The organism is Pollutimonas thiosulfatoxidans, assembly GCF_004022565.1.
Taxonomy (GTDB): domain Bacteria; phylum Pseudomonadota; class Gammaproteobacteria; order Burkholderiales; family Burkholderiaceae_B; genus Pusillimonas_D; species Pusillimonas_D thiosulfatoxidans.
Genome location: NZ_CP022987.1, coordinates 1,553,253 through 1,574,169, shown reverse-complemented (window position 1 = coordinate 1,574,169; position 20,917 = coordinate 1,553,253). Strand labels below are relative to the sequence as shown.

19 protein-coding genes are annotated in these 20,917 nt (G+C 58.5%); 13 read left to right on the top strand and 6 right to left on the bottom strand.

Features of this window, described 5'->3' with window-relative positions; translation table 11 throughout:
- Window positions 1-7 precede the first annotated feature (7 nt).
- Complete coding sequence (pepN, locus tag CKA81_RS07540; RefSeq protein ID WP_128354755.1) at window positions 8-2,701, bottom strand: aminopeptidase N; 2,694 nt, start codon at window positions 2,699-2,701, stop codon at window positions 8-10.
- Window positions 2,702-2,873: 172 nt separating this feature from the next.
- On the opposite strand from pepN, the gene CKA81_RS07535 reads away from it, so the two are divergent.
- A complete protein-coding gene (locus CKA81_RS07535; RefSeq protein WP_128354754.1) occupies window positions 2,874-3,521 on the top strand; it encodes a DUF4136 domain-containing protein in 648 nt (215 codons plus the stop codon).
- 64 nt (window positions 3,522-3,585) lie between these two features.
- Here CKA81_RS07535 and CKA81_RS07530 read toward each other — a convergent pair whose 3' ends face one another.
- Entirely contained in the window at window positions 3,586-3,942 is a 357-nt protein-coding gene (locus CKA81_RS07530) for an H-NS histone family protein (protein ID WP_128354753.1), read from the bottom strand.
- A 145-nt stretch (window positions 3,943-4,087) separates the two neighbouring features.
- On the opposite strand from CKA81_RS07530, the gene CKA81_RS07525 reads away from it, so the two are divergent.
- The 7 genes from CKA81_RS07525 to thpD all read left to right on the top strand — a co-directional run bounded on the left by CKA81_RS07525 (window position 4,088) and on the right by thpD (window position 10,366).
- Window positions 4,088-4,906, top strand: a complete 819-nt coding sequence (locus tag CKA81_RS07525) for a carbon-nitrogen hydrolase family protein (RefSeq protein WP_128354752.1) — start codon at window positions 4,088-4,090, stop codon at window positions 4,904-4,906.
- A gap of 21 nt (window positions 4,907-4,927) precedes the next feature.
- Window positions 4,928-6,385, top strand: a complete 1,458-nt coding sequence (tldD, locus tag CKA81_RS07520) for a metalloprotease TldD (RefSeq protein WP_128354751.1) — start codon at window positions 4,928-4,930, stop codon at window positions 6,383-6,385.
- 127 nt (window positions 6,386-6,512) lie between these two features.
- Window positions 6,513-7,058: a MarR family winged helix-turn-helix transcriptional regulator gene (locus CKA81_RS07515; protein ID WP_128354750.1), complete on the top strand. Its 546-nt coding sequence runs from the start codon at window positions 6,513-6,515 to the stop codon at window positions 7,056-7,058.
- An 83-nt stretch (window positions 7,059-7,141) separates the two neighbouring features.
- A complete protein-coding gene (gene ectA / locus CKA81_RS07510; protein ID WP_128354749.1) occupies window positions 7,142-7,618 on the top strand; it encodes a diaminobutyrate acetyltransferase in 477 nt (158 codons plus the stop codon).
- A 104-nt stretch (window positions 7,619-7,722) separates the two neighbouring features.
- Entirely contained in the window at window positions 7,723-9,030 is a 1,308-nt protein-coding gene (ectB, locus tag CKA81_RS07505; protein ID WP_128356668.1) for a diaminobutyrate--2-oxoglutarate transaminase, read from the top strand.
- Window positions 9,027-9,422, top strand: coding sequence for an ectoine synthase (locus tag CKA81_RS07500; RefSeq protein ID WP_128354748.1), 396 nt, complete (start codon window positions 9,027-9,029; stop codon window positions 9,420-9,422). Before ectB ends, CKA81_RS07500 begins: the two co-directional genes overlap by 4 nt.
- A gap of 17 nt (window positions 9,423-9,439) precedes the next feature.
- Window positions 9,440-10,366, top strand: coding sequence for an ectoine hydroxylase (thpD, locus tag CKA81_RS07495; RefSeq protein ID WP_128354747.1), 927 nt, complete (start codon window positions 9,440-9,442; stop codon window positions 10,364-10,366).
- Window positions 10,367-11,013: 647 nt separating this feature from the next.
- Here the strand turns inward: thpD and ehuA are convergent.
- Genes ehuA through ehuB form a run of 4 tightly spaced genes read right to left on the bottom strand, consistent with a single transcriptional unit; the run spans window position 11,014 to window position 14,031 of the window.
- Window positions 11,014-11,790 carry an ectoine/hydroxyectoine ABC transporter ATP-binding protein EhuA gene (ehuA, locus tag CKA81_RS07490; RefSeq protein ID WP_128354746.1) on the bottom strand — a complete coding sequence of 259 codons (777 nt, stop codon included), beginning with the start codon at window positions 11,788-11,790 and terminating at the stop codon, window positions 11,014-11,016.
- On the bottom strand, window positions 11,787-12,479 hold the full coding sequence (gene ehuD / locus CKA81_RS07485) for an ectoine/hydroxyectoine ABC transporter permease subunit EhuD (RefSeq protein ID WP_128354745.1): 693 nt from the start codon (window positions 12,477-12,479) through the stop codon (window positions 11,787-11,789). The genes ehuA and ehuD overlap by 4 nt, the downstream gene beginning before the upstream one ends.
- A 2-nt stretch (window positions 12,480-12,481) precedes the next feature.
- Window positions 12,482-13,153, bottom strand: coding sequence for an ectoine/hydroxyectoine ABC transporter permease subunit EhuC (gene ehuC, locus CKA81_RS07480; RefSeq protein ID WP_128354744.1), 672 nt, complete (start codon window positions 13,151-13,153; stop codon window positions 12,482-12,484).
- Window positions 13,154-13,167: 14 nt separating this feature from the next.
- Window positions 13,168-14,031 (bottom strand): ectoine/hydroxyectoine ABC transporter substrate-binding protein EhuB, encoded by an 864-nt coding sequence (gene ehuB / locus CKA81_RS07475; RefSeq protein WP_128354743.1) that lies wholly within the window; start codon window positions 14,029-14,031, stop codon window positions 13,168-13,170.
- 413 nt (window positions 14,032-14,444) lie between these two features.
- Between ehuB and aroG the strand changes: the two genes are divergently transcribed.
- From aroG to glcF, 5 genes are read left to right on the top strand one after another with little or no spacing between them, the layout of a single operon-like run.
- The gene (gene aroG / locus CKA81_RS07470) at window positions 14,445-15,539 is read left to right on the top strand and encodes a 3-deoxy-7-phosphoheptulonate synthase AroG (RefSeq protein WP_128354742.1); all 1,095 of its coding nucleotides are present in this window, start codon (window positions 14,445-14,447) and stop codon (window positions 15,537-15,539) included.
- Window positions 15,540-15,594: 55 nt separating this feature from the next.
- On the top strand, window positions 15,595-17,007 hold the full coding sequence (locus CKA81_RS07465; protein WP_128354741.1) for an FAD-binding oxidoreductase: 1,413 nt from the start codon (window positions 15,595-15,597) through the stop codon (window positions 17,005-17,007).
- A gap of 51 nt (window positions 17,008-17,058) precedes the next feature.
- Window positions 17,059-18,552, top strand: a complete 1,494-nt coding sequence (locus CKA81_RS07460) for an FAD-linked oxidase C-terminal domain-containing protein (RefSeq protein ID WP_128354740.1) — start codon at window positions 17,059-17,061, stop codon at window positions 18,550-18,552.
- Window positions 18,553-18,561: 9 nt separating this feature from the next.
- On the top strand, window positions 18,562-19,662 hold the full coding sequence (glcE, locus tag CKA81_RS07455) for a glycolate oxidase subunit GlcE (protein WP_128354739.1): 1,101 nt from the start codon (window positions 18,562-18,564) through the stop codon (window positions 19,660-19,662).
- 10 nt (window positions 19,663-19,672) lie between these two features.
- Window positions 19,673-20,908 carry a glycolate oxidase subunit GlcF gene (gene glcF, locus CKA81_RS07450; protein ID WP_128354738.1) on the top strand — a complete coding sequence of 412 codons (1,236 nt, stop codon included), beginning with the start codon at window positions 19,673-19,675 and terminating at the stop codon, window positions 20,906-20,908.
- The last annotated feature ends 9 nt before the right edge of the window (window positions 20,909-20,917 follow it).

The following is a 20,917-nucleotide window of genomic DNA, read 5'->3' as shown; positions in this document are numbered from 1 at the left end:
TCCGCGTTTAGATGTTCAAGGCTTTCGTGACGATTTCCGCGACGTTGCGCGACAGATCCGTTTGCTGGCGTATGCGCTCAAGCGCTACACGCATGCCGCTACGTGCCGGTTCGGCATAACGCGCCCAATTGTCGAAAGCGCGAGCCAGGCGGGCGGCGATCTCCGGATTGAGCTTATCCAGGGCCAGCACCTGCTCGGCCCAGTACGCGTAACCCTCGGCGCTGTGGATCCCGCTTAGGTTGTTCATGCAGAACTGAAAAATCAGTGCCCGGGCCCGGTTGGGATTGCGCAAGGAGAACGCCGGATGCAACATCAATGCCCTGATGGTATCTACGGAGGCATCTGCAGCGGTTGCCTGCAGCGAGAACCATTTGTCCATGACCAAGGGATCGTGCTGCCATTGGTCATAGAAGTGGGCCAGCGCATCGCTGGCTTGCGGGCTGTCCGAATAGTGCACCAGCGCCGAGAGGGCGCCCATGCGGTCGGTCATGTTGCCGGCGGTCCGGTATTGCTGGATTGCCATCGCTTCCGCTTGTGGCTGCTTGGCCGCCACCAAATAAGCCAGCGCCAGGTTCTTGAGACTGCGTCGCCCAGCAGACAAGGGGTCCGGCTGGTAGGGTTCAGCCGCGTCGTGAACTGCTTCATAGGTTTGTTGCCAAAGATCGGCCATCGCGCCACCCAGGGCCGCACGCAGATGACGGCTGGCTTGCACGGTATGGAGCGGATCCATCGGCTGCGTCTTCTCGAGCAATTCGCGGTCGCTCGGCAGGGTCAGAATGCGAGCCTGGTAAGCGGGAGACAATTGCTGGTCCAGCAGCAGGCTGCGCCATGCCTCGACGAACGAGTCCAGTACCGTGGGTGTCTTGCCTTGCGCGTAGGCATCGACCAAGGCGAGCAGTTGGCGGGTGGCAAGCTCTTGCCCGGCTTCCCAACGGGCAAACGGATCGGTGTCGTGCTGGGCCAGCAAGACCAAGTCTTCGTCCGGACGGTCGAATTCCACAATGACGGGGGCCGAAAAGTTGCGCAGCAAAGACGGCACGGGCATGGAGGGGATATCGTGGAAGGTCCATGTTTGCTCTTGCTCCCGCAGCTCGAGCAGCACGGTATCGAGCACCTTGCCCTCGTGCCGGATCGCTAGGGCTTGGCCGTCGCGGCCCAGCAAGCCCATGGCAAACGGAATATGCAGCGGCGGCTTATGCAAGGGTGGCTGCTGCAGTTTCTCGATACCCACGGGATCACAGCGCTGGCGCAAGGTCACGGTGCAGTACTGGCCGGCTTCGTCCCAATCGAGCCGGACCCTAACCCGCGGCGTGCCGGCTTGCGAATACCAGCGCCGGAAGACGTCGAGGCTTTTGCCGGGATTGCGAGCGCTGTAGACGGAGTCCATGGCGCTGACAAAGTCGTCGCAGGTGACGGCCTGGCCATCGTGTCGGCGAAAATATTCTTCGAGCCCCTCGCGAAATCCGTCTTCGCCGAGCAAGGTATGCTGCATGCGTATAACTTCCGCCCCTTTCTCGTAGATGGTAGCCGTATAGAAGTTGCCGATTTCCTGGTAGCTTTCGGGCCGTATCGGATGAGCCATGGGGCCGGCGTCTTCGGGAAACTGGGCAATGCGAAGGGTGCTGACGTCATCGATGCGCTTGACGGCGCGGGCGCTGGCTGCCTCCGCCCCTGAAAGGTCCTGCGCCAGCATGTCGGCCGAAAATTCCTGATCGCGAAATACCGTCAAGCCTTCCTTGAGCGATAACTGGAACCAATCGCGGCAGGTAACCCGGTTACCTGTCCAGTTGTGAAAGTATTCGTGGCCAATAACGGCTTCGATAGCCCGGTAAGCGGCATCGGTAGCGGTGTCTTGGTCGGCCAGGACGTAGGCTGAATTGAAGACGTTGAGCCCCTTGTTTTCCATGGCGCCCATATTGAAGTCGCGCGCCGCCACGATCATGAAGCGGTCCAGATCCAGCTCGAGTCCAAACCGCTGCTCGTCCCACTTCAGTGACCGCAGCAGGCAGTCCAGCGCCCAGCCCGTCTTGTTTTCCGAATCTTTGTCGCTATATACCTGTAGCAAGGCGTCTTGGCCGCTGCGTGTTTGTGTGGTGAGTTCGCGGCATGCAAAGTCGCCCGCGACCAGGGCAAACAAATAGCTGGGCTTGGGGTGAGGGTCTTCCCATAAGGCTTCGTGGCGGCCGTCAGGCAAATCGCGTTCGTGCAGCAAATTGCCATTGGACAGCAACAAGGGGTAGCGCTGCTTCTCGGCCCGCAAGGTGACCCGATAGCGGGACATGACGTCAGGGCGATCCGGAAACCACGTAATGCGGCGAAAGCCTTCAGCCTCGCACTGTGTGAACAGCTTGTCTCCGGATACATACAGACCCATTAGGGTGGAGTTGTCCGCAGGCCGACAAAGACTGGTAATTTCCAGCGTAAAGCTTGCGGGAACCTTCGAGATGACCAGGGTGTCATTTTCGATCTTGAAATTGTCTTCTGGCACCCTTGCGCCATCAATGGTCAGGCATTCCAATTGCAGGGCTTGTCCGTCCAGTACCAGCGGATGGATGTCGGTGCCGATGCGTTCGAATACCAGTCGGCTGACAACCCGGGTTTGTTCCGCCTGAAGGTCGAAGGCGAGCTCTACGCTGACCAGGCTGTATGGATACGGCTGGTAGTCGTGACGTGAAATGGAAGGAGCGATATCGGTGCGCATGACAGCTGTCCCGAGAAATTGCGAATGTTCGTATTGTAGTGTTTGCGGCTCTCTGCGGTTTTTGGGCTGATGATGCAACCTTTGGATGTTTTTAGTGGTCTTATGGCAATGTCGTGGCAGCAATGCATAACCATGCCGGCATGCCTTATAACTGGACGAAGCAGAGGGACATATGTGGAAGAAAACAGTTAACTATCAGCAAGCGGTATGGCGCTGCTGTGTATTGCTTGCCACTGCGGTGCTGGTGGCCGGATGCGCCTCTACGCTTTCGGCCAGGGTGACCAGCTATCAGCAATGGCCGGCGGATGCCTCTGGCGCCAGCTACCGGATCGTGCCCGCACCCACGCAAGTAAATAATCTTGAATTCCAGGCGGTCTCCGACATGATACGTTCCTCCATCGGGCCCACCGGCCTGGTCGAGGCCAGGGCAGGCGTGTCGCCGCGGTTCGATGTGCATATCGAATACGACAGTGCCATGAGCCGCGCCTGGACGCAGCGCTACCATGACCCCTATGTGCGCGATGGTTGGGGCTTTGGGCCCGCATTCGGGCACTATGGCGGCTATGGTGGCTGGGGGGGCGGGGTCTTCATGAGCTCGGGCACGTCCAGCGTGCCGGTGGACGTATATAAAAATACGCTTACCGTCATTATTCGGGATAATCAGAATAATGACGCCGAGGTATATCGGTCCAGCGCTGTCAATATGAGCTCAAGCGATAACCTGCAGGAAGTCATGCCCTATTTGGCCCAAGCGGTGTTCGACGGTTTCCCGGGCAATAACGGCCAGGTGCGCGAGGTTGAATACGATCGTGGCCGGTAGCCCTAGCCGGAAAAGCCGCCGGTGCCGGCCACGGATGCCGGCACTGGTGTAGCGGTAGTTGGCTTTATGGCTTGATCAGGAAGCTGTCGCGTTGCTGGCCTTCGGATTCTGCCGCGGTTATCCAGCGTGGTGCCTTGCCACGGCCTGTCCAGGTATCACCGGTTTTCGGATTGCGGTATTTGGGCGGCACAGTGCGCTTTGGAGCCCCAGCTGCAGCAGCTTTCTTGGCAACGTGGGAAGTTTTTCGGTTGTAGGCGCTTGCGATGTCGTCGGGCGTGATATCGTACTCGCGCATGGACCGAAGAATGGATGTAACCACCGGCCCCCGGCGTTTGGTTTGCAGCGCGAGGGCTTGTTTTTGAAGCTTTTGTATTTCTTTTTCGATTTTCTGTTTCTGGGCAGTGTAAGAGTCGCGAGTCATTTGGGTATTCCTGTATATAACGGTGCAGGTTTGGGCCAGCGATAATCATCCGCCTCACGGCAGCTAGTGATTCTATCGTATTTTGTGTTGCGTTTGAATCAATTCATATTGAAGAGTGGACAAATTTGCATTATCAGGATTATTAATGGACGTCCCGACCAATAAGTTTCGCGTCGCCGCCGTACAAACGGTCAGCAGCACCGATCTGCAGCGCAACCTGCGGGAAGCTGGCGAACTGATCGGGAAAGCCGCAAGGGCTGGCGCCCAATTAATAGCCTTGCCCGAATACTTCTGCCTTATGGGGCGCCACGATCAAGACAAGCTATTGATCAAGGAAGAGCTGGGCAGTGGCCCCATACAAGAGTTTCTGGCAGAACAGGCCCGCCGGCACGCCATATGGCTGGTCGGCGGAACCCTGCCATTGACCACTGATGATGCACAACGCATTTATAATGCCACCCTGGTTTACGATCCGGCCGGGAAACAAATCGCCCGTTATGACAAAATCCATTTGTTCGGCTTTCGCCGCGGAGAAGAATCCTACGACGAGTCGGTTTCCATCAAGGCTGGCACCCTGAATGCAAAAACCTTCGATGCTCCTTGTGGTGCCGTGGGCTTGTCCATTTGCTACGACCTGCGTTTCCCCGAGTTATATCGGGCGATGGGCGACATAAACTTGATTATCGTGCCCTCGGCCTTTACTTATACGACGGGTTCGGCACACTGGGAACTGCTGTTGCGTACGCGGGCCATCGAGAATCAGTGTTATGTTCTTGCCGCGGCGCAGGGTGGCAAGCACGAGAATGGTCGACGCACCTGGGGTCATTCCATGCTGATAGATCCATGGGGCGATATTGTCGATTGCATTGCAGAAGGCCCGGGCTTTGCTATTGGCGATATCAACCCCGAACGAATTTCCGAAGTGCGGGCGTCCTTGCCCGCGCTGAAACATCGCACGATGTAACCTTGTACCGGTACGCTACTAATGAAAGTTGTTGATCCCGCAGTTAATGCTCTGGCCACGGCCAAATCGGTTTTGTTAGACCCTTGGGGGCTTACAGAATCTGATATGGCGCGTGCGCTGGGCGAAATATTCACCCATCGGGTCGATTATGCCGACTTGTATTTCCAATATACTCGCAGCGAAAGCTGGAGCCTCGAAGAGGGTATAGTCAAAACCGGCAGTTTTTCGATCGAACAAGGCGTGGGCGTGCGTGCTCTAAGCGGCGAGAAAACCGCATTCGCTTATTCGGATACCTTGTCGCCGGAAGCCCTGCTGTCCTCCGCCCATGCGGTGCGCACCATCGCACGCCAGGGCGCCGGAAAGCAAAAGGTAGTTAGCGGCCACCCGCCGCCCGGACACATGCTTTATCCGGCTGTCGATCCTCTTAATACACTGTCGGCGCCCGACAAGGTCACTTTGTTGGGGCGCATCGAAAGCATGGCCCGCGCCGCCGATCCACGCATTATTCAAGTGATGGCCGGCCTGGGGGCGGAATACGACGTTATTCTGGTTGCCGGCAGCGACGGGCGCCTTGCCGCCGATGTCCGCCCGCTGGTTCGTTTATCCCTGACGGTTATTGCCGAACATGAAGGCCGGCGCGAAATGGGCCACGGGGGCGGTGGCGGTCGTACGGGCCTGGATTACTTTACCGACGATATCCTGCTGTCTTATGTCGAACGTGCGACCCATGAGGCCTTGACCAACCTGCAGGCCCGCCCGGCGCCGGCTGGCGAGATGACCGTCGTTCTGGGCTCCGGGTGGCCGGGCATCTTGTTGCACGAGGCCGTCGGCCATGGCCTGGAGGGCGACTTCAATCGCAAGGGCTCCAGCGTTTTCTCCGGTCGTATCGGCGAGCGTGTGGCTTCACCGGGCGTCACGGTGATCGATGACGGCACGATCGCCGATCGCCGCGGTTCGCTCAATATTGACGATGAGGGCAATCCGACGCAGCGCAATGTATTGATCGAAGACGGCATCTTGAAGGGTTATATGCAAGATTCCCTGAATGCCCGCTTGATGAAAATGCCGGTTACCGGCAACGGCCGACGCGAGTCCTATGCCCATTTGCCTATGCCCCGCATGACCAACACTTATATGTTGGCCGGCGGTGTGCCGCCGGCGGAAATCATCGCTTCGGTCAAGAACGGACTATACGCGGCCAATTTCGGCGGTGGTCAGGTCGATATCACCAGTGGCAAGTTCGTCTTTTCGGCTTCCGAAGCCTATCTGATCAAGAACGGCAAGATCACGCACCCGGTCAAGGGCGCCACCCTGATCGGTAGCGGCCCCGAAGCCATGAATCGCATCAGCATGATCGGCGACGATTTGCGGCTGGATTCGGGGGTCGGTACTTGCGGCAAGGAAGGTCAAAGCGTCCCTGTAGGCGTGGGCATGCCCACGGTACGCATGGATGGACTGACGGTGGGTGGCACTGGCTGAACATCGTCCAGCTGTGCCGTCAGGAAAGGCCGCTTGCGGCCTTTTTTTTCGTCTTCAGGTTTGACATAAGTCGTTCGCGAGCTTATCATTTCAGTAGAAATCAATTGGGTTGAACCTTTGTGAGACTATGACCAACACCACTCTTTCAAGTCAGGAATACGACCTGCGCATACTGCGTGCGTTGCGCCGCATTACCCGTTCTGTGGCTTTGCATTCCCGACAGTTGGCCGCCTGCAGCAACATCACGGCGCCCCAGCTTATCTGCTTGCGCGCCGTCATCGAGCGCGGGGCGCTGACTGCCACGGCCATCAGCCGCGAGATCCACGTCAGCGCCAGCACGGTGGTGGGTATTCTTGACCGCCTGGAAGACAAAGGCCTCATCCAGCGTGAACGGGGCCGCCAGGATCGCCGCATTGTGTTCGTGACTGCCACCGAGGCTGGCATCCAACTGGCAGCCAGTACACCGTCGCCTCTGCAAAAAAAGCTGTCCGACGCACTGAACGCTTTGCCCGAGCTGGAGCAGGCCACAATCACGATGTCGCTTGAGCGCATCGTCGACCTCATGGAGTCCGACGGCGTGGCGCCTGTAGAAGAGGCGCCTGGCGAACCGGCTTCGCCCATATTGGACGTGCCCATAGCTGGCGCGTTGCCAGAATCGGGATTGGTGGTGTGACAGATTGTTCAAATACTATCTCCCCTCCAGCGCCAGCCAAGCGCCACGCCAGCCCCAGTTCGGGCGAACGCCCTCCGGAATGGATGCGCGCTCCGGTTAATAGCGACGCCGCATCCATCCATCGTTTGATTGCAGAGTGTCCTCCCCTGGACCTGAATTCGCTCTACGCTTATCTGCTGCTTACCGAACATCATTCTCATACCTGCATTGCAGCAGGCTCCGGCGAGTTCCTCGACGGATTCATCTCCGCCTATTTTGTTCCAGAGCGCCCCGACGTGTTGTTTGTATGGCAGGTCGCCGTGCATCCGCGCGCCCGAGGCCGGGCACTCGCACGCCGCATGCTCGACGCGCTGTTGCGCCGGCCGGCCACGGCGGGCGCTAGATACCTGGAAACGACGGTCGGGCAGGACAACCAGGCATCACGCAAAACGTTCAACTCAATCGCACATTCGCTGTCGGCTCCGCTAATCGAACTACCGCTGTTCGAGCCGACGCTATTTGGTGAACAGAATCACGAAAGTGAACCCTTGCTGCGCATTGGTCCGTTTCGGGCTACGTAGTCTTCCGGCCGTATCGGCCGATCAACAGTCAGGGGCGTCGCGCACGATGTGCGCTGCAGGCATTTTATATTGCGCACCCCATAACCAAGAGAGGAAGAACAATGATGGATTTGAAAATATTTGACCGGATGGAGTCGGAAGTGCGGGGCTACGTCCGGTCGTTTCCCGTGATATTCAAACAAGCCAGAGGCTCCGTACTGATCGACGAAAATAATCGTGAATATATCGACTTTTTCAGCGGAGCCGGCACGCTGAATTATGGCCATAACAATCCGGAACTGAAGAGCAAGCTGATCGAGTATCTGGAGTCTGACGGATTGGTGCACGGCCTGGACATGGCTACGAGCGCCAAGAAATACTTCATGGAAACCGTGGAGCGGGTGCTGTTCAAGCCTACTGGTCGAAAATATACTTTGCAGTTCACGGGCCCCACCGGTACGAATGCGGTTGAAGCAGCGCTCAAGCTCGCTCGGCAGGTCAAGGGACGCCAAAACGTTATCTCCTTTACGCATGGCTTTCATGGCGTCAGCGGCGGCTCGCTCGCCGTCACCGCCAACGCCAAGTTCCGCAAGGCTGCGGGCGTGGCGCTGAGCAATACGACCTTCATGCCCTTCGATGGCTATATGGGTCCCGACGTCAATACCATGGCATATTTGGAACGCATCCTGGAAGACTCGTCCAGCGGTGTCGACCATCCCGCCGCCGTCATTGTCGAGACGGTACAGGGCGAGGGTGGCGTCAATGTGGCCTCGCATCGCTGGCTAAGAGAGCTCGAGCGTCTGTGCCGACAGCACGACATGCTGTTGATCGTTGACGACATACAGGTTGGCTGCGGTCGAACAGGCAGCTTCTTCAGCTTCGAAACTGCCGGCATCCAGCCAGACATCATCACGCTGTCCAAGTCCTTGTCAGGATTTGGCCTGCCCATGTCTCTCGTGCTGATGAAGCCGGAGCTCGATATATGGCAACCGGGTGCGCATAGCGGTACCTTCCGCGGCCACAATCTGGCTTTCGTTACCGCCGCGCAAGCACTGGACAGCTACTGGGCTACCGACAGCTTTGCCAAGGAAACGCGACGCAAGGAGCGTCTGGTGCGGGACTGGCTTGAGAACCTGGCGCATAGCTTTCCCCAGGCAGGGCTTAGCGTGCGCGGTCGAGGCCTGATACAAGGCCTCGTTACGCGTGGTGATGACGATACGGCAAACCGCATTGCCAAGAAGGCATTTGAGCACGGCATCGTGATCGAGACATCGGGCGCGAACGACGAAGTACTTAAAATTCTTCCGGCACTAACTATCGAAGACGAATTGCTGATCAAGGGCCTGGAGGCCATTGAACGCAGCGTCTCGGAAGTTGTGTCGGGTAAAGGGGCAAGCGCCCATATTCTCAAATTTGGAGGACGTGCAGGATGATCGTCAGAAACGTTAATGACATTATCGGGACGGACCAGGAGGTCCGAACCGAAACATGGCTAAGTCGCCGGGTACTGCTTAAAAAAGACGGCATGGGCTTCTCGTTCCATGAGACGGTCATTTTTCCGGGAACGGAAACACACATCCATTACCAGAACCATCTGGAAGCGGTGTGGTGCGTCGAAGGCGATGGCGAGATCGAAACCATCGCCGATGGCAAAAAATATGCATTGGGCCCAGGCGTGGTTTATGCCTTGGATGAGAACGACGAACACTGGCTGCGGGGCGGCACAAAGCCGCTACGTGTCATCTGCGTCTTCAATCCTCCCCTGACAGGCCTGGAAGTACACGATGACAAGGGCGTTTATCCGCTGGTAACGGATACCGCCTGAGTTCTTGAGGAGTAGTAATGAATATTTCAATGAAAGACCCTTACGTATCTCGTACCGATCGGATGGCGGCGATCATCGCTCGTCGCGATCCGGTAGTGTACGGCGGGGGCAATTACGCTGACGCCTTGCCGGCGCAGCAACTGGCTTCCTACGAACGCAATGGTTTCGTGATGCTGGAAGATGTATTTTCCGAGCAGGAAGTCCAGGAGCTTATGGATGAGGTCAAGCGCATGAGCGCCGATCCCCAGATTGTTTCCATGGAAGAAGCCATCACCGAACCGGGCAGTGATGCGGTCAGGTCCATCTTTCGTGTGCATCAGCTTAACGAGCGCATCGCCAGGCTGGCGCGCGATCCGCGGCTGCTGAACGTCGCGCGACAGATTCTGGGCTCGGAAGTCTATATGCATCAGTCCCGCGCCAACATGAAGCCCGGCTTCAAGGGCAAAGAATTCTACTGGCACTCGGACTTCGAAACCTGGCACGTCGAGGACGGCATGCCGGCCATGCGCGCCTTAAGTTGCTCGGTGCTGTTGACCGATAACAACGCCTGCAACGGGCCGCTGATGCTGGTGCCCGGTTCACACCAGCAGTTCATATCGTGCCAGGGCGAGACGCCCGACGAGAACTACAAGAAGTCGCTCAAGAAGCAGGAGTACGGCGTGCCGGACCCGCTGAGCTTGCAGCTGTTGGTGGAGCAGGGCGGGATACAGGCCATGACCGCCAAGGCCGGATCGGTCGTATTCTTTGACTGCAATACCATGCACGGTTCAAACGGCAATATCTCGCCATGGCCTCGTGCCAATGTATTCATGGTCTACAACAGCGTCGAGAACACGCTGGAGGCGCCTCGCTATGGCCTGACGCCGCGTCCCGAGCATATCGCCACGCGCAGCAGCTTTGAGGCTCTGGTGCCTGAAGAGGCCAACGCCACGACATCAGTCTGACGTAAAAAAGGGCGGCACGCGTTTTTTATCGCGTGCCGTGTTTTTGTTTGTTGTGTTCTAAACCGGCCTGAGGCGGGTGGGGCTGATTGGGCTAGACGGTCACGGTTACGGCTTTGCCGTAACTTCCCGGCGTCTGCGCCATGACGGGGCGCCCGCGGAAGTCGCAACGTCGGGGCAGCGCCCCGACACCCGCGTTGCTCCAACAGCCGCGGGCTTGCCTCCCCGTCATGACGCAGACGCCGGCGTGCCCTAAAACGCCCAATCAGCCCCACCCGCCCCAGGCCTTGGCGTTATGAGCATACGCGCGATAGGGGGGCCTTCGTTTCTCGCCGCAGCAGAGCTCCAGACGCCTCCGAAGGAGTAGTGAATCAATCGTACCGGCGGGGGTGGTGCAAGGCCATTCTGGCGCTTATGCCGCGCCGTTTAGCGGTTTCGGGACGGGGGCCTAAGAGGGCGCGCTGTCCGAAGGGAAAAACAGTCCGGGGGACTGTTTTTTTCAAGTTCGCGCCCGTCCCCCGGCCCGGGACCGCTAAACGGGAAATCCCGGCTTCAGCCGGGATCGCAGGGGATCAAGCCAGAATGGCCTTGCTCCACCCCAGCCTGTTTGTTAATAGATACTAATCCGTCCGGGCATCCGACGTCTCCCGCTAATCCGGGTTGATGAAACCCTTCAGGAACTCCTGTGTACGCTCTTCTCTGGGCTCTTTGAATACCTGCTCGGGTGGGCCTTCTTCAACGATACGGCCTTTGTCGAAGAAGCAGACGCGATCCGAAATCTGCTTGGCAAACTGCATTTCGTGCGTTACCAGCAGCATGGTCAAGTCTTGTTCGCCAGCCAGCCGCTGTATGACGTTCAATACTTCACCCACCAGCTCCGGATCCAGCGCCGAGGTGGGTTCGTCAAACAGCATGATGTTGGGCTTCATGGCAAGGGCGCGGGCGATCGCCACGCGTTGCTGTTGTCCGCCGGAAAGTTGGCTCGGAAACTTGTCGGCCTGATCAGCCAGTCCCACCAGATCCAGGTACTCTTCGGCACGCTGGTTCGCTTTTTCTTTCGATAGGCCCAGTACATGGACCGGTGCTTCAGTGATATTGCGCCTGACCGTCATGTGCGGGAACAAATTGAACTGCTGGAAGACCATGCCCATTTCCTTGCGCATCTCGCGCAGGTGCGCCTCGCTGGCCGGCACAAGCTGATCGTCCTTATATTGATGCCACAGCGGCTTGCCGGCCACATGGATGACGCCATCGTTAATGGTTTCCAGGGTCATCAAAATGCGCAACACCGTCGATTTGCCGGATCCCGACGGCCCGATGATGGTGACCTTCTCGCCTTTGCGTACGTTGAAATCGAGTTCGTCCAGTACGGTAACTTCGCCGAAACGCTTGATGACTTTTTCGAATTTGATAATGGGCTCGTTCATCGCAAGGGCAGTCCTTCTTTGGGCAGGCGGTTATCCAGATAGCGCACACCCGCAGACGCCAGCAGCGTCATGATCAGGTACAGGCCCCCCACCATCGAGAGCGGAATCAGATAATTGAAAGTCCGGTCGCCGATGATCTTGGCCACGTTAAGCATTTCCAGCACCGAGACTACCGACAGCACCGGCACGTCTTTCATGATCGAAACCAGATAATTGCCCAGGGCCGGGATGATGCGCGGTATGGCCTGGGGCACAATAATGATGCTGAAAGTGCGTAGCGGCGATAGATCAAGCGCGTGTGCGGCTTCCGTTTGACCGCGCACTATGGATTCGATACCGGCGCGATACACCTCGGAGGTATAGGCGCTGTATTGCACACCCAAGGCCAGAGCGCCCGTCAGGAAAGCGGGCAGCACGATGCCGTATTCGGGTAATACGTAATACAGGAAGAACAACTGCACCAGCAGGGGGGTGTCGCGGATGAACTCGGTAATGAACCGGGCCGGCCACGAGATCAACCGTATGGAAGACGACTTCAAGGCGGCCAGCACCAGACCCAACACCGCGGCAACAAAAAAGCCCAGTACCGTGGCCTGGATGGTTACCACCATGCCCTTGAGCAATATGGGCAAAATGGAACCAGCGAAAAGCCAGTCGTTGGTGGTGTCCCACTCTATGCCAAACAGCATGGTCAGGTCCTCCCCGCGCGCCAGCGCCCAACCGAGCGCTCCAGCAGCTTCATGATGGCGGTAAGCACCAGGGCCATGCCAAAGTACATGAACAGCAGCAGGGTATAGACCGTGACGCTGTCCTGCGTGAAATTGCGGATCTGCTCGGCCCGGAAGGCCAGGTCACCCAAGCTGATGAGGGAAACCAGCGCCGTATCCTTCAGGTTCTGTACGGCCAGATTGCCAAAGCTGGGCATCATTTCAGGGATCGCCTGCGGCAAAGAAATACGCCACAAGGTTTGTCGCGGCGTGAAATCCAGCGCTTGAGCGGCCTCATGTTGCGAGCCGGGCACGGCCTGTATGGCACCACGCACGACCTCGGCCCCGTAGGCGCCGATATTCAATGCCAGGGCAAGCGTGCCGGCGACGACTGGCGGCAGGCGCAGGTCGATGCCGATCGCCTGCCCAAGAATGGGCAAGGCAAAGTACAGCCAAAATAGTTGAACCAGCAGCGAGGTGCCCCGGAATACTTCAATGAAGAAGACCGAGATGCTTTTGACGGCCCAGTTGTGTGACAGCTTGCCCACGCCCCACGCGAAGGCGAAAATGGCGCCCAGGATGGTTGAATAAACCGTCAGCTGGATGGTTACCCAGGCGCCTTGCAGCAGCGGCGTGCTGTAGCTAAGCCATTCCATGGCGTGGCCTGGCCTTACTCAGCGCACAATTGTTCTGTCGTTCGGGCGAAGGATTCCGTGGCGTCAGTTTCGCTGAAACCGTAGTGAGCCATGGTTTTCTTCCAGCCCTCGGTCTGTTTGAATTTGGCCAGTTCTACGTTAAAGGCGTCGCGAAAGTCGGCGGAGTTCTCACTGAAGGTGAACGCTCCCCAGCTTCGGGCCGGTTCGCCATTGATGACCGGGTCGGTGAAGTTCTGGGCCGCTTCGACTTTGTCGCTCTTTTTAGCCAGTTCGCTGACGGTAAGACTGGTGGCCGCATACGCGGATGCCCGTCCTGTGGATACCGTCGAAATAGCGTCGGCATTATTGGAAATCGTCACCATGCGCTCGCCGGGAACACCCAGTGCTTGCATCATTTCCAACTGGTCGGCGCCCGCCATGATTGCGACCTTCTTGTCATTGCCGGCGAAGTCCTCATACGTGTGGACGTTGTCTGGATTGCCTGCGGCGACCAGCAGGCCTTCGCCGTACGAGCTGTTGGGCTCGGAAAACAGCACCTCTTTACAGCGCTGCGGCAAAACCGCCATCTCGGCGGCGACCATATCGAAGCGGTTGGCTCGCAGGCCGGGTATCAGAGAGCCGAAGTTGGTCGTCACCCATTCGATCTTGTGTATGCCAAGTTGCTCTATCACGTGCTTGGCTACGTCTGGGCCCATACCCTTGGCTTGACCGTCCAGGTCCATGTAGCCGTAGGGAATCTCGTTGGCAACCGCTATGCGTACCATACCGCGGTCCTTTACTTGCTGCAGCGTGGCTGACATGGCGGGCGCGGCGGCCATGCTTCCGATCAGCAGTGCAGCGCTTGCAAGCAGTGAGCAGGCTTTATGGGTGGTTTTCATTGCATATCCTTATTCTGATTGGCAAGACGAAGACGCCCCGCAGCGTTGGTCCGAAATCGCTAAGACGCAAAAATCATACACCACAAAATGATTTGAACTCAAATTAATATGGGTGTTAACATTCTGGAGCGAATGATCAGCATAGGAGGCGTTTGCGTGGTGGTCAGCAAGTTACGGTCCTCGCCGCCATGCAATTAGTGGTTGGCATAGCCGAAGCTGCGTGCTAACATCAACGACTATGCAACGCACTTTCAGCATTTTTTTCTTTTATTTTTTTTCTTTTCCAAAGCCGCTGGTGGAGGAAGGGAAGCGTTGTACGCAGTAAAGAAAAGCAAACATTCCCAAAAAGCCGCCAGCTTCAGCTAGGCGGCTTTTTTGTTCCTGGCTTAAGTGGCAATAACTGGAGTAAGACCGTGTCGCACAATACAGATGATTTACGAATCCGGGAAATCAAGGAACTTAGCCCGCCAGCCCACGTCATGCGGGAGTTCCCGTGCACGACCGCCATCTCCGCCACGGTTTATGACGCGCGCCACGCCATACACGACATTCTGGAAGGTACCGACGATAGACTCGTGGTGGTGATCGGGCCGTGTTCCATACACAACCCCGTTGCCGCCATGGAGTACGCCAAGCGCTTGCTCGAGCAGCGCAAGCATTTCCAGGCTGATCTGGAAATCGTCATGCGCGTTTATTTTGAAAAGCCCCGCACCACGGTTGGCTGGAAGGGTCTGATCAACGACCCGGGCCTGGACGGCAGCTTCAATATCAATCAGGGCTTGCGCACAGCACGCGAACTGCTGATCGACGTGAACCAATTGGGTTTGCCTGCCGGATGCGAATTTCTGGACATGATTACACCTCAATATATTGCCGACCTGGTCTCGTGGGGCGCCATCGGTGCGCGCACGACCGAAAGTCAGGTGCATCGCGAGCTGGCTTCGGGCCTGTCGTGCCCCGTCGGTTTCAAGAACGGGACGGATGGCAACATCAAGATCGCCATCGACGCCATCAAGGCCGCGTCGCAGCCGCACCACTTCCTGTCCGTCACCAAGGGCGGTCATTCGGCCATCGTTTCCACCGTGGGCAACAAGGATTGCCATATGATCTTGCGCGGCGGTAAAGTGCCCAATTATGACGCCGCGAATGTCGAGGCTGCTGGTCAGGCCATGAGCAAATCCGGTCTGCAGGCCCGCATCATGGTGGACTCCAGCCACGCGAACAGCAACAAGGACTACACCAATCAGCCGCTGGTATTGGAAGATGTTGCCAACCAGGTGGAAGCGGGCGATGCGCGTATTTTTGGCGTCATGATCGAAAGCAACCTGGTCGGGGGGCGTCAGGATCTGGTGCCTGGGCAGTCGCTGACTTACGGGCAGAGCATTACCGATGGCTGCATCGATTGGGACACCTCTGTTCAGGTGCTCGAGCGCTTGGCGCTGGCAGTACGGAACCGGCGGCTTGCCGTCACGCAATCAGCAAATGCCCTGATCGGCAGCCATGCCTGAAAACCGTTAGTATGGGATTGGGCTTAATCTTGGATCGGTCTTAGGAGTCATTGGCATGAACGCCCCTGTGGTCCCCAACAGTTTGCGTCGTCCTGTGCCTGCGGGCTTCCTGGATGCGCTGAAGGCGTATTTCGGTGCGCGATTTTCCAACGCGCAGGCCGTACGCGAGCACCATGGTCGCGACGAGTCTCCTTATCCGCCCATGCTTCCCGACGGCGTGGTTTTTGCCGAGAGCACCGAAGAAGTCGCGTGGTTGGCCAAGCAGTGTCATGAGCATCGCGTACCCCTGATTCCTTTCGGCGTGGGCTCGTCCCTGGAGGGCCACCTGCTGGCCGTCCAGGGCGGCATCAGCGTCGACCTTTCGGGCATGAACAAGCTGGTGGCGGTGCACGCCGAAGACTTCACTGCCACTGTGCAGGCCGGCGTGACACGCAAGCAGCTTAACGAAGAAATCCGCGATACCGGCTTGTTTTTTCCTATCGACCCCGGTGCGGACGCCAGCCTGGGCGGCATGGCCGCTACGCGTGCTTCGGGTACCAACGCGGTCCGCTATGGCACCATGCGCGAAAACGTGATGTCCCTGAAGGTGGTGACCGCCGACGGCCGTGTCATTGAAACCGCCAATCGGGCACGCAAGTCGTCTGCCGGCTACGACCTGACCCGTATCTTTGTCGGGAGCGAAGGCACGCTGGGCATCATTACCGAAGTGACGGTGCGTCTGTTTCCTCAGCCAGAGGCCATCTCGGCGGCCATTTGCAACTTTCCCAGCCTGCAGGCCGCGGTCCAGAGTGTGATCGAAGTCATACAGATGGGCGTGCCCGTGGCTCGGGTCGAGTTCATGGACACCTGGGCGGTAAAGGCTACCAACGCCTACAGCAAGCTCGACCTGCAAGAGTCTCCGTTGCTGCTGTTTGAGTTCCATGGCAGCCCCGCTGGCGTCAAGGAGCAGGCTCAGGTCGTCCAGGAGATCACCCGCGACAACGGTGGCATGGATTTCCAGTGGGCCGAGCAGCCGGAAGACCGCAGCCGTCTCTGGACGGCCCGGCACAACGCCTATTTTGCCGGTCTGCAGCTGCGCCCCGGATGCCGCTCCAGTACGACTGACGTCTGCGTACCGATCTCGCGGCTGGCCGAGTGCGTGGGTCAGACCGCTGCCGAGCTCGATCAGGCCAGCTTCCCGTACACCATCGTGGGGCACGTAGGCGATGGCAACTTCCACGTACTGATGCTGCTTGACCCGGACAGCCCGCAAGAGTGGGAAGAGTCCGAGCAACTTAACCAGCGTTTGGTGCAGCGTGCCCTCGATATGGAGGGGACCTGCACGGGCGAACACGGCGTGGGTTTGCACAAGATGGAATTCATGCTGGCCGAACATGGGCAAGACGCCCTGGATCTCATGTCCAGCCTGAAGGCTGCCTTCGACCCTCATAATATTTTGAATCCAGGCAAAATTATTCCGCAGCACTAGGCGATAAGAGCCCGCCCCCGGGCGGGCGACGATAACAAGCGAACAAGTACCATGAACGAATCATCACTGAGTTCGGCGCCAGACACCGGGCCGGATTTTGCGGGCTTCATCGCCAGGCTGGCTGGCACTGTGCCAGCACATTGCATCTTGACCAAGGTCGAAGATACCCGGCCCTACGAATGCGACGGGCTGTCGCTGTATCGGGCCTTGCCGCCGGTGGTCATTCTTCCCGAAAACGAAGAGCAGGTCGTTGCCGTATTGCAAGGCTGCAAGGCCTTCAATATCCCTATCGTGGCACGCGGTGCGGGTACGGGGCTGTCGGGCGGCGCCATGCCGCATACGCAAGGCATCTTGCTGGGCTTGGCGAAACTGAATCGCATAAAAAAAATCGACCTTGCCACAGCTACCGCCATCGTCGAGCCCGGGGTAAGAAACCTGGCAATCTCCGAGGCGGCATCGGCCTATGGCTTGTATTACGCGCCCGACCCCTCCAGTCAGATCGCCTGTTCGATCGGCGGCAATATTGCCGAAAACTCAGGCGGCGTGCATTGCCTGAAATACGGCCTGACCGTACATAATGTGCTGCGGATCCGGGTGGTCACCATAGACGGCGACATCATCGAACTGGGTTCACACGCCCCTGACTCACCCGGGGCCGACTTGCTGGCGGCGTTCATCGGCTCGGAGGGCATGCTGGGCATCGTGACCGAGGTCACCGTAAAGCTCATTCCATCGCCCAGTTGTGCGCGCGTCATCATGGCAAGTTTCGACAGTGTCGAAGCAGCCAGCCTCGCAGTCACCAATATCATTGCAGGCGGCATTATTCCGGCTGGCCTCGAAATGATGGACAAGCGGGCAGTGCATATGGTGGAGCCCTTCGTGAACGCCGGCTACGATCTGGACGCGGCGGCCATTTTGCTGTGCGAATCCGATGGCACGGAAGAAGAGGTGGACGACGAGGTGGCCCGCATGGAGGCAGTGTTCCAGCACGCCGGAGCAACCAAATTGCAAGTGTCGCGCTCCGAAGACGAGCGCCTGCTGTTCTGGGCGGGACGCAAGAATGCCTTTCCGGCGGCAGGGCGGGTATCGCCGGACTACTACTGTATGGATGGCACGATACCGCGGCGCCACCTGGGCCGGGTGCTTGGCGCCATCGAACAAATGGAAGACGAGTTCGGCTTGCGTTGCGCCAATGTCTTTCATGCAGGCGACGGGAATTTGCATCCTCTTATTCTGTTCGACTCCAACAAGGTCAACGAGGTGGAGTGCGCCGAGAAGTTCGGCGCCGCCATTCTGGAACTTTGCGTGCAGGTGGGTGGCACGATAACTGGCGAGCATGGCGTAGGTATCGAGAAGATCAACCAGATGTGCGTGCAATTTACGCGCGAAGAGCTCGACTTTTTCTACGCCCTGAAAAGCGCCTTTGATCCCTACGGGCTGCTTAACCCGGAAAAGCTCATCCCCACTTTGGCGCGTTGTGCCGAGTACGGCAAGATGCACGTTCATGGCGGCGAGATCCGCTTTCCCGATCTGCCCCGTTTTTAAGAGCCAAGCATGGAATTCGCCTTATCTCAACTAAGCCAGCAGGTCATGGCAGCGCGCGGTTCCGAGCGCCCCGTCTATATACGCGGGGGCGGAACCAAGGAATTTTACGGCGAGCAGGTAGACGGCATTGCGGTGCCCGATATCGCGGTCCTGGACGTTTCGGGCTATCGGGGCGTGGTGAACTACCAGCCGTCCGAGCTGGTTATCACCGCCCGCGCCGGCACCTTGCTTTCCGAAATCGAAGAGACGCTGGATCACGAAAACCAGATGCTGGCATTCGAGCCACCACGCTTTGGCCCGACATCCACGATAGGCGGTTGCGTTGCCAGCGGGCTATCCGGACCGCGCCGCATGGCCGCCGGCAGCTTGCGCGACTTCATGCTGGGCGCCAAGTTGCTCGACTCCACGGGCAAGGTACTGAACTTTGGCGGAGAGGTCATGAAGAACGTGGCGGGTTACGACGTGTCGCGGCTGCTGGCCGGCTCCATGGGGATCTTCGGCGCGCTCATGGAGGTCTCCATCAAGGTTGCTCCCAAGCCGTTTCATGAAGAGACTCTGGTTCTGGAGACGGACGAGGCCGGCGCTCTGCAGCAGTTTACAGAGTGGCGCGGCTTGCCCGTTCCGATCAGCGCTACGGCTTGGGTGGCAGACGATACGCAGCGGGCGGGCAAACTGTATGTGCGGGTTTCGGGCAGTGAACCGGCCGTGGCAATGGGCATGGCCCGCGTAGGTGGGCAGGTCATGCCGGCTGACCAGGTCAAAGTGTTCTGGACCACCATGCGGGACCAGACTCACCCGTTTTTCCAGGCCCGGCCGTTATGGCGCGTTGCCTTGCCGCCGGATAGCCCGCCGTTGGAGGCGGGACCCACACTGATCGAATGGAATGGCGGCTTGCGGTGGTTGTCCACCGAAGTCTCGCCGGCTGACTTGCGCCGCGATGTGACGCAACGGGGCGGGCATGCCACGCTTTACCGATACGATAACCGGCCGGCCGACATACCCGTATTCCATCCTTTGCCGTCCGCACTTCGAAATATCAATCAACGTCTGAAGCAAGAGCTAGATCCCGTGGGGATTTTTAATCCGAAACGCTTGTTTCCTGATTTTTAAGAGCTAAATCGTGCAAACAAATCTAGCATCCTGGGCGCGTGACTCCCAACTGGGTCAAGAAGCCGACGACATTCTGCGCCGTTGTGTGCATTGCGGTTTCTGCCTGGCCACTTGCCCCACATATCAAGAGCTCGGCGACGAGCTCGATAGCCCGCGCGGCCGCATATACCTGATCAAACAGGTTCTGGAAGGTGTTGAGCCTACGCAATCGACCCAGACCCACCTGGATCGTTGCCTCACTTGCCGCAATTGCGAGACCACCTGTCCGTCGGGCGTGCAGTACGGCGCCCTGGTCGATATTGGCCGCAAGCTGGTGGAAGAGCGTGTGCAGCGCCCGGCGTCACAGCGTCTGCTCCGAGGGGTGTTGCGCCGCATGTTGAACTCGCCGGCATTCGGCCCGGCTTTAAAGCTGGGCCGTCTGTTCCGTCCCGTACTGCCCGAGGTGTTGCGCAACAAGGTTCCTGCGGCTCGGCCAGCGGGCAGGCTGCCTGATACCTCGCGTCACCCGCGGCAGGTGATCATGCTTGCCGGTTGCGTGCAACCAGCCATGATGCCTTCCATCGACGCGGCCACCATACGCGTGCTCGATGCGGTAGGCATAGGTACTCGCATAGTCGCGGGGGCCGGGTGTTGCGGGGCGATCAACTTTCATTTGGATGCGCAAGAGGCTGCACTTGATCAAATGCGGGCCAACATCGATGCGTGGCTACCTTTGTTGGACAGCGGCGAGGCCGAATGCATCATCATGAACGCCTCCGGTTGCGGGGCCATGGTCAAAGAATACGCGCACCATTTGCGCGACGACCCCGCCTATGTCGCCAATGCCTTGCGCCTGGTCGACAAGGTGCGCGACGTGGCAGAGGTGCTTGCGCCGCATGCGCAGGAGCTGGCCGGCCGGCTGACCGGCTTGCCGGGCCGTACGGCGTTTCATCCGCCCTGTACGTTGCAGCATTGGCAAGGCCTGCGCGGCGTCAGCGAACGGCTGCTGACCGATCTGGGCTTTGAGCTGCAGCAATTTGGCGAGGCTCACCTGTGTTGCGGTTCGGCCGGCACGTACTCGGTAACGCAACCCGAGCTTTCCCAGTCTTTGCGCGACCGCAAGCTACGCCATATCGGCGCCGCCGAACCGGAATACATCGTATCTTCCAATATCGGGTGTATCACTCACCTGCAAAGCGGCACGGCGACACCGGTACGCCACTGGATCGAAGTCGTGGACGAAGCCCTGGCCCGGCCAGGCGGCTAAAATGACCGC

What these genes read in the sequence shown, in the direction of transcription:
- pepN (WP_128354755.1), bottom strand. Translation starts at nt 2,701, where the DNA reads ATGCGCACCGATATCGCTCCTTCCATTTCACGTCACGACTACCAGCCG.
- CKA81_RS07535 (WP_128354754.1), top strand. Translation starts at nt 2,874, where the DNA reads ATGTGGAAGAAAACAGTTAACTATCAGCAAGCGGTATGGCGCTGCTGT.
- CKA81_RS07530 (WP_128354753.1), bottom strand. Translation starts at nt 3,942, where the DNA reads ATGACTCGCGACTCTTACACTGCCCAGAAACAGAAAATCGAAAAAGAA.
- CKA81_RS07525 (WP_128354752.1), top strand. Translation starts at nt 4,088, where the DNA reads ATGGACGTCCCGACCAATAAGTTTCGCGTCGCCGCCGTACAAACGGTC.
- tldD (WP_128354751.1), top strand. Translation starts at nt 4,928, where the DNA reads ATGAAAGTTGTTGATCCCGCAGTTAATGCTCTGGCCACGGCCAAATCG.
- CKA81_RS07515 (WP_128354750.1), top strand. Translation starts at nt 6,513, where the DNA reads ATGACCAACACCACTCTTTCAAGTCAGGAATACGACCTGCGCATACTG.
- ectA (WP_128354749.1), top strand. Translation starts at nt 7,142, where the DNA reads ATGCGCGCTCCGGTTAATAGCGACGCCGCATCCATCCATCGTTTGATT.
- ectB (WP_128356668.1), top strand. Translation starts at nt 7,723, where the DNA reads ATGGATTTGAAAATATTTGACCGGATGGAGTCGGAAGTGCGGGGCTAC.
- CKA81_RS07500 (WP_128354748.1), top strand. Translation starts at nt 9,027, where the DNA reads ATGATCGTCAGAAACGTTAATGACATTATCGGGACGGACCAGGAGGTC.
- thpD (WP_128354747.1), top strand. Translation starts at nt 9,440, where the DNA reads ATGAATATTTCAATGAAAGACCCTTACGTATCTCGTACCGATCGGATG.
- ehuA (WP_128354746.1), bottom strand. Translation starts at nt 11,790, where the DNA reads ATGAACGAGCCCATTATCAAATTCGAAAAAGTCATCAAGCGTTTCGGC.
- ehuD (WP_128354745.1), bottom strand. Translation starts at nt 12,479, where the DNA reads ATGCTGTTTGGCATAGAGTGGGACACCACCAACGACTGGCTTTTCGCT.
- ehuC (WP_128354744.1), bottom strand. Translation starts at nt 13,153, where the DNA reads ATGGAATGGCTTAGCTACAGCACGCCGCTGCTGCAAGGCGCCTGGGTA.
- ehuB (WP_128354743.1), bottom strand. Translation starts at nt 14,031, where the DNA reads ATGAAAACCACCCATAAAGCCTGCTCACTGCTTGCAAGCGCTGCACTG.
- CKA81_RS07465 (WP_128354741.1), top strand. Translation starts at nt 15,595, where the DNA reads ATGAACGCCCCTGTGGTCCCCAACAGTTTGCGTCGTCCTGTGCCTGCG.
- CKA81_RS07460 (WP_128354740.1), top strand. Translation starts at nt 17,059, where the DNA reads ATGAACGAATCATCACTGAGTTCGGCGCCAGACACCGGGCCGGATTTT.
- glcE (WP_128354739.1), top strand. Translation starts at nt 18,562, where the DNA reads ATGGAATTCGCCTTATCTCAACTAAGCCAGCAGGTCATGGCAGCGCGC.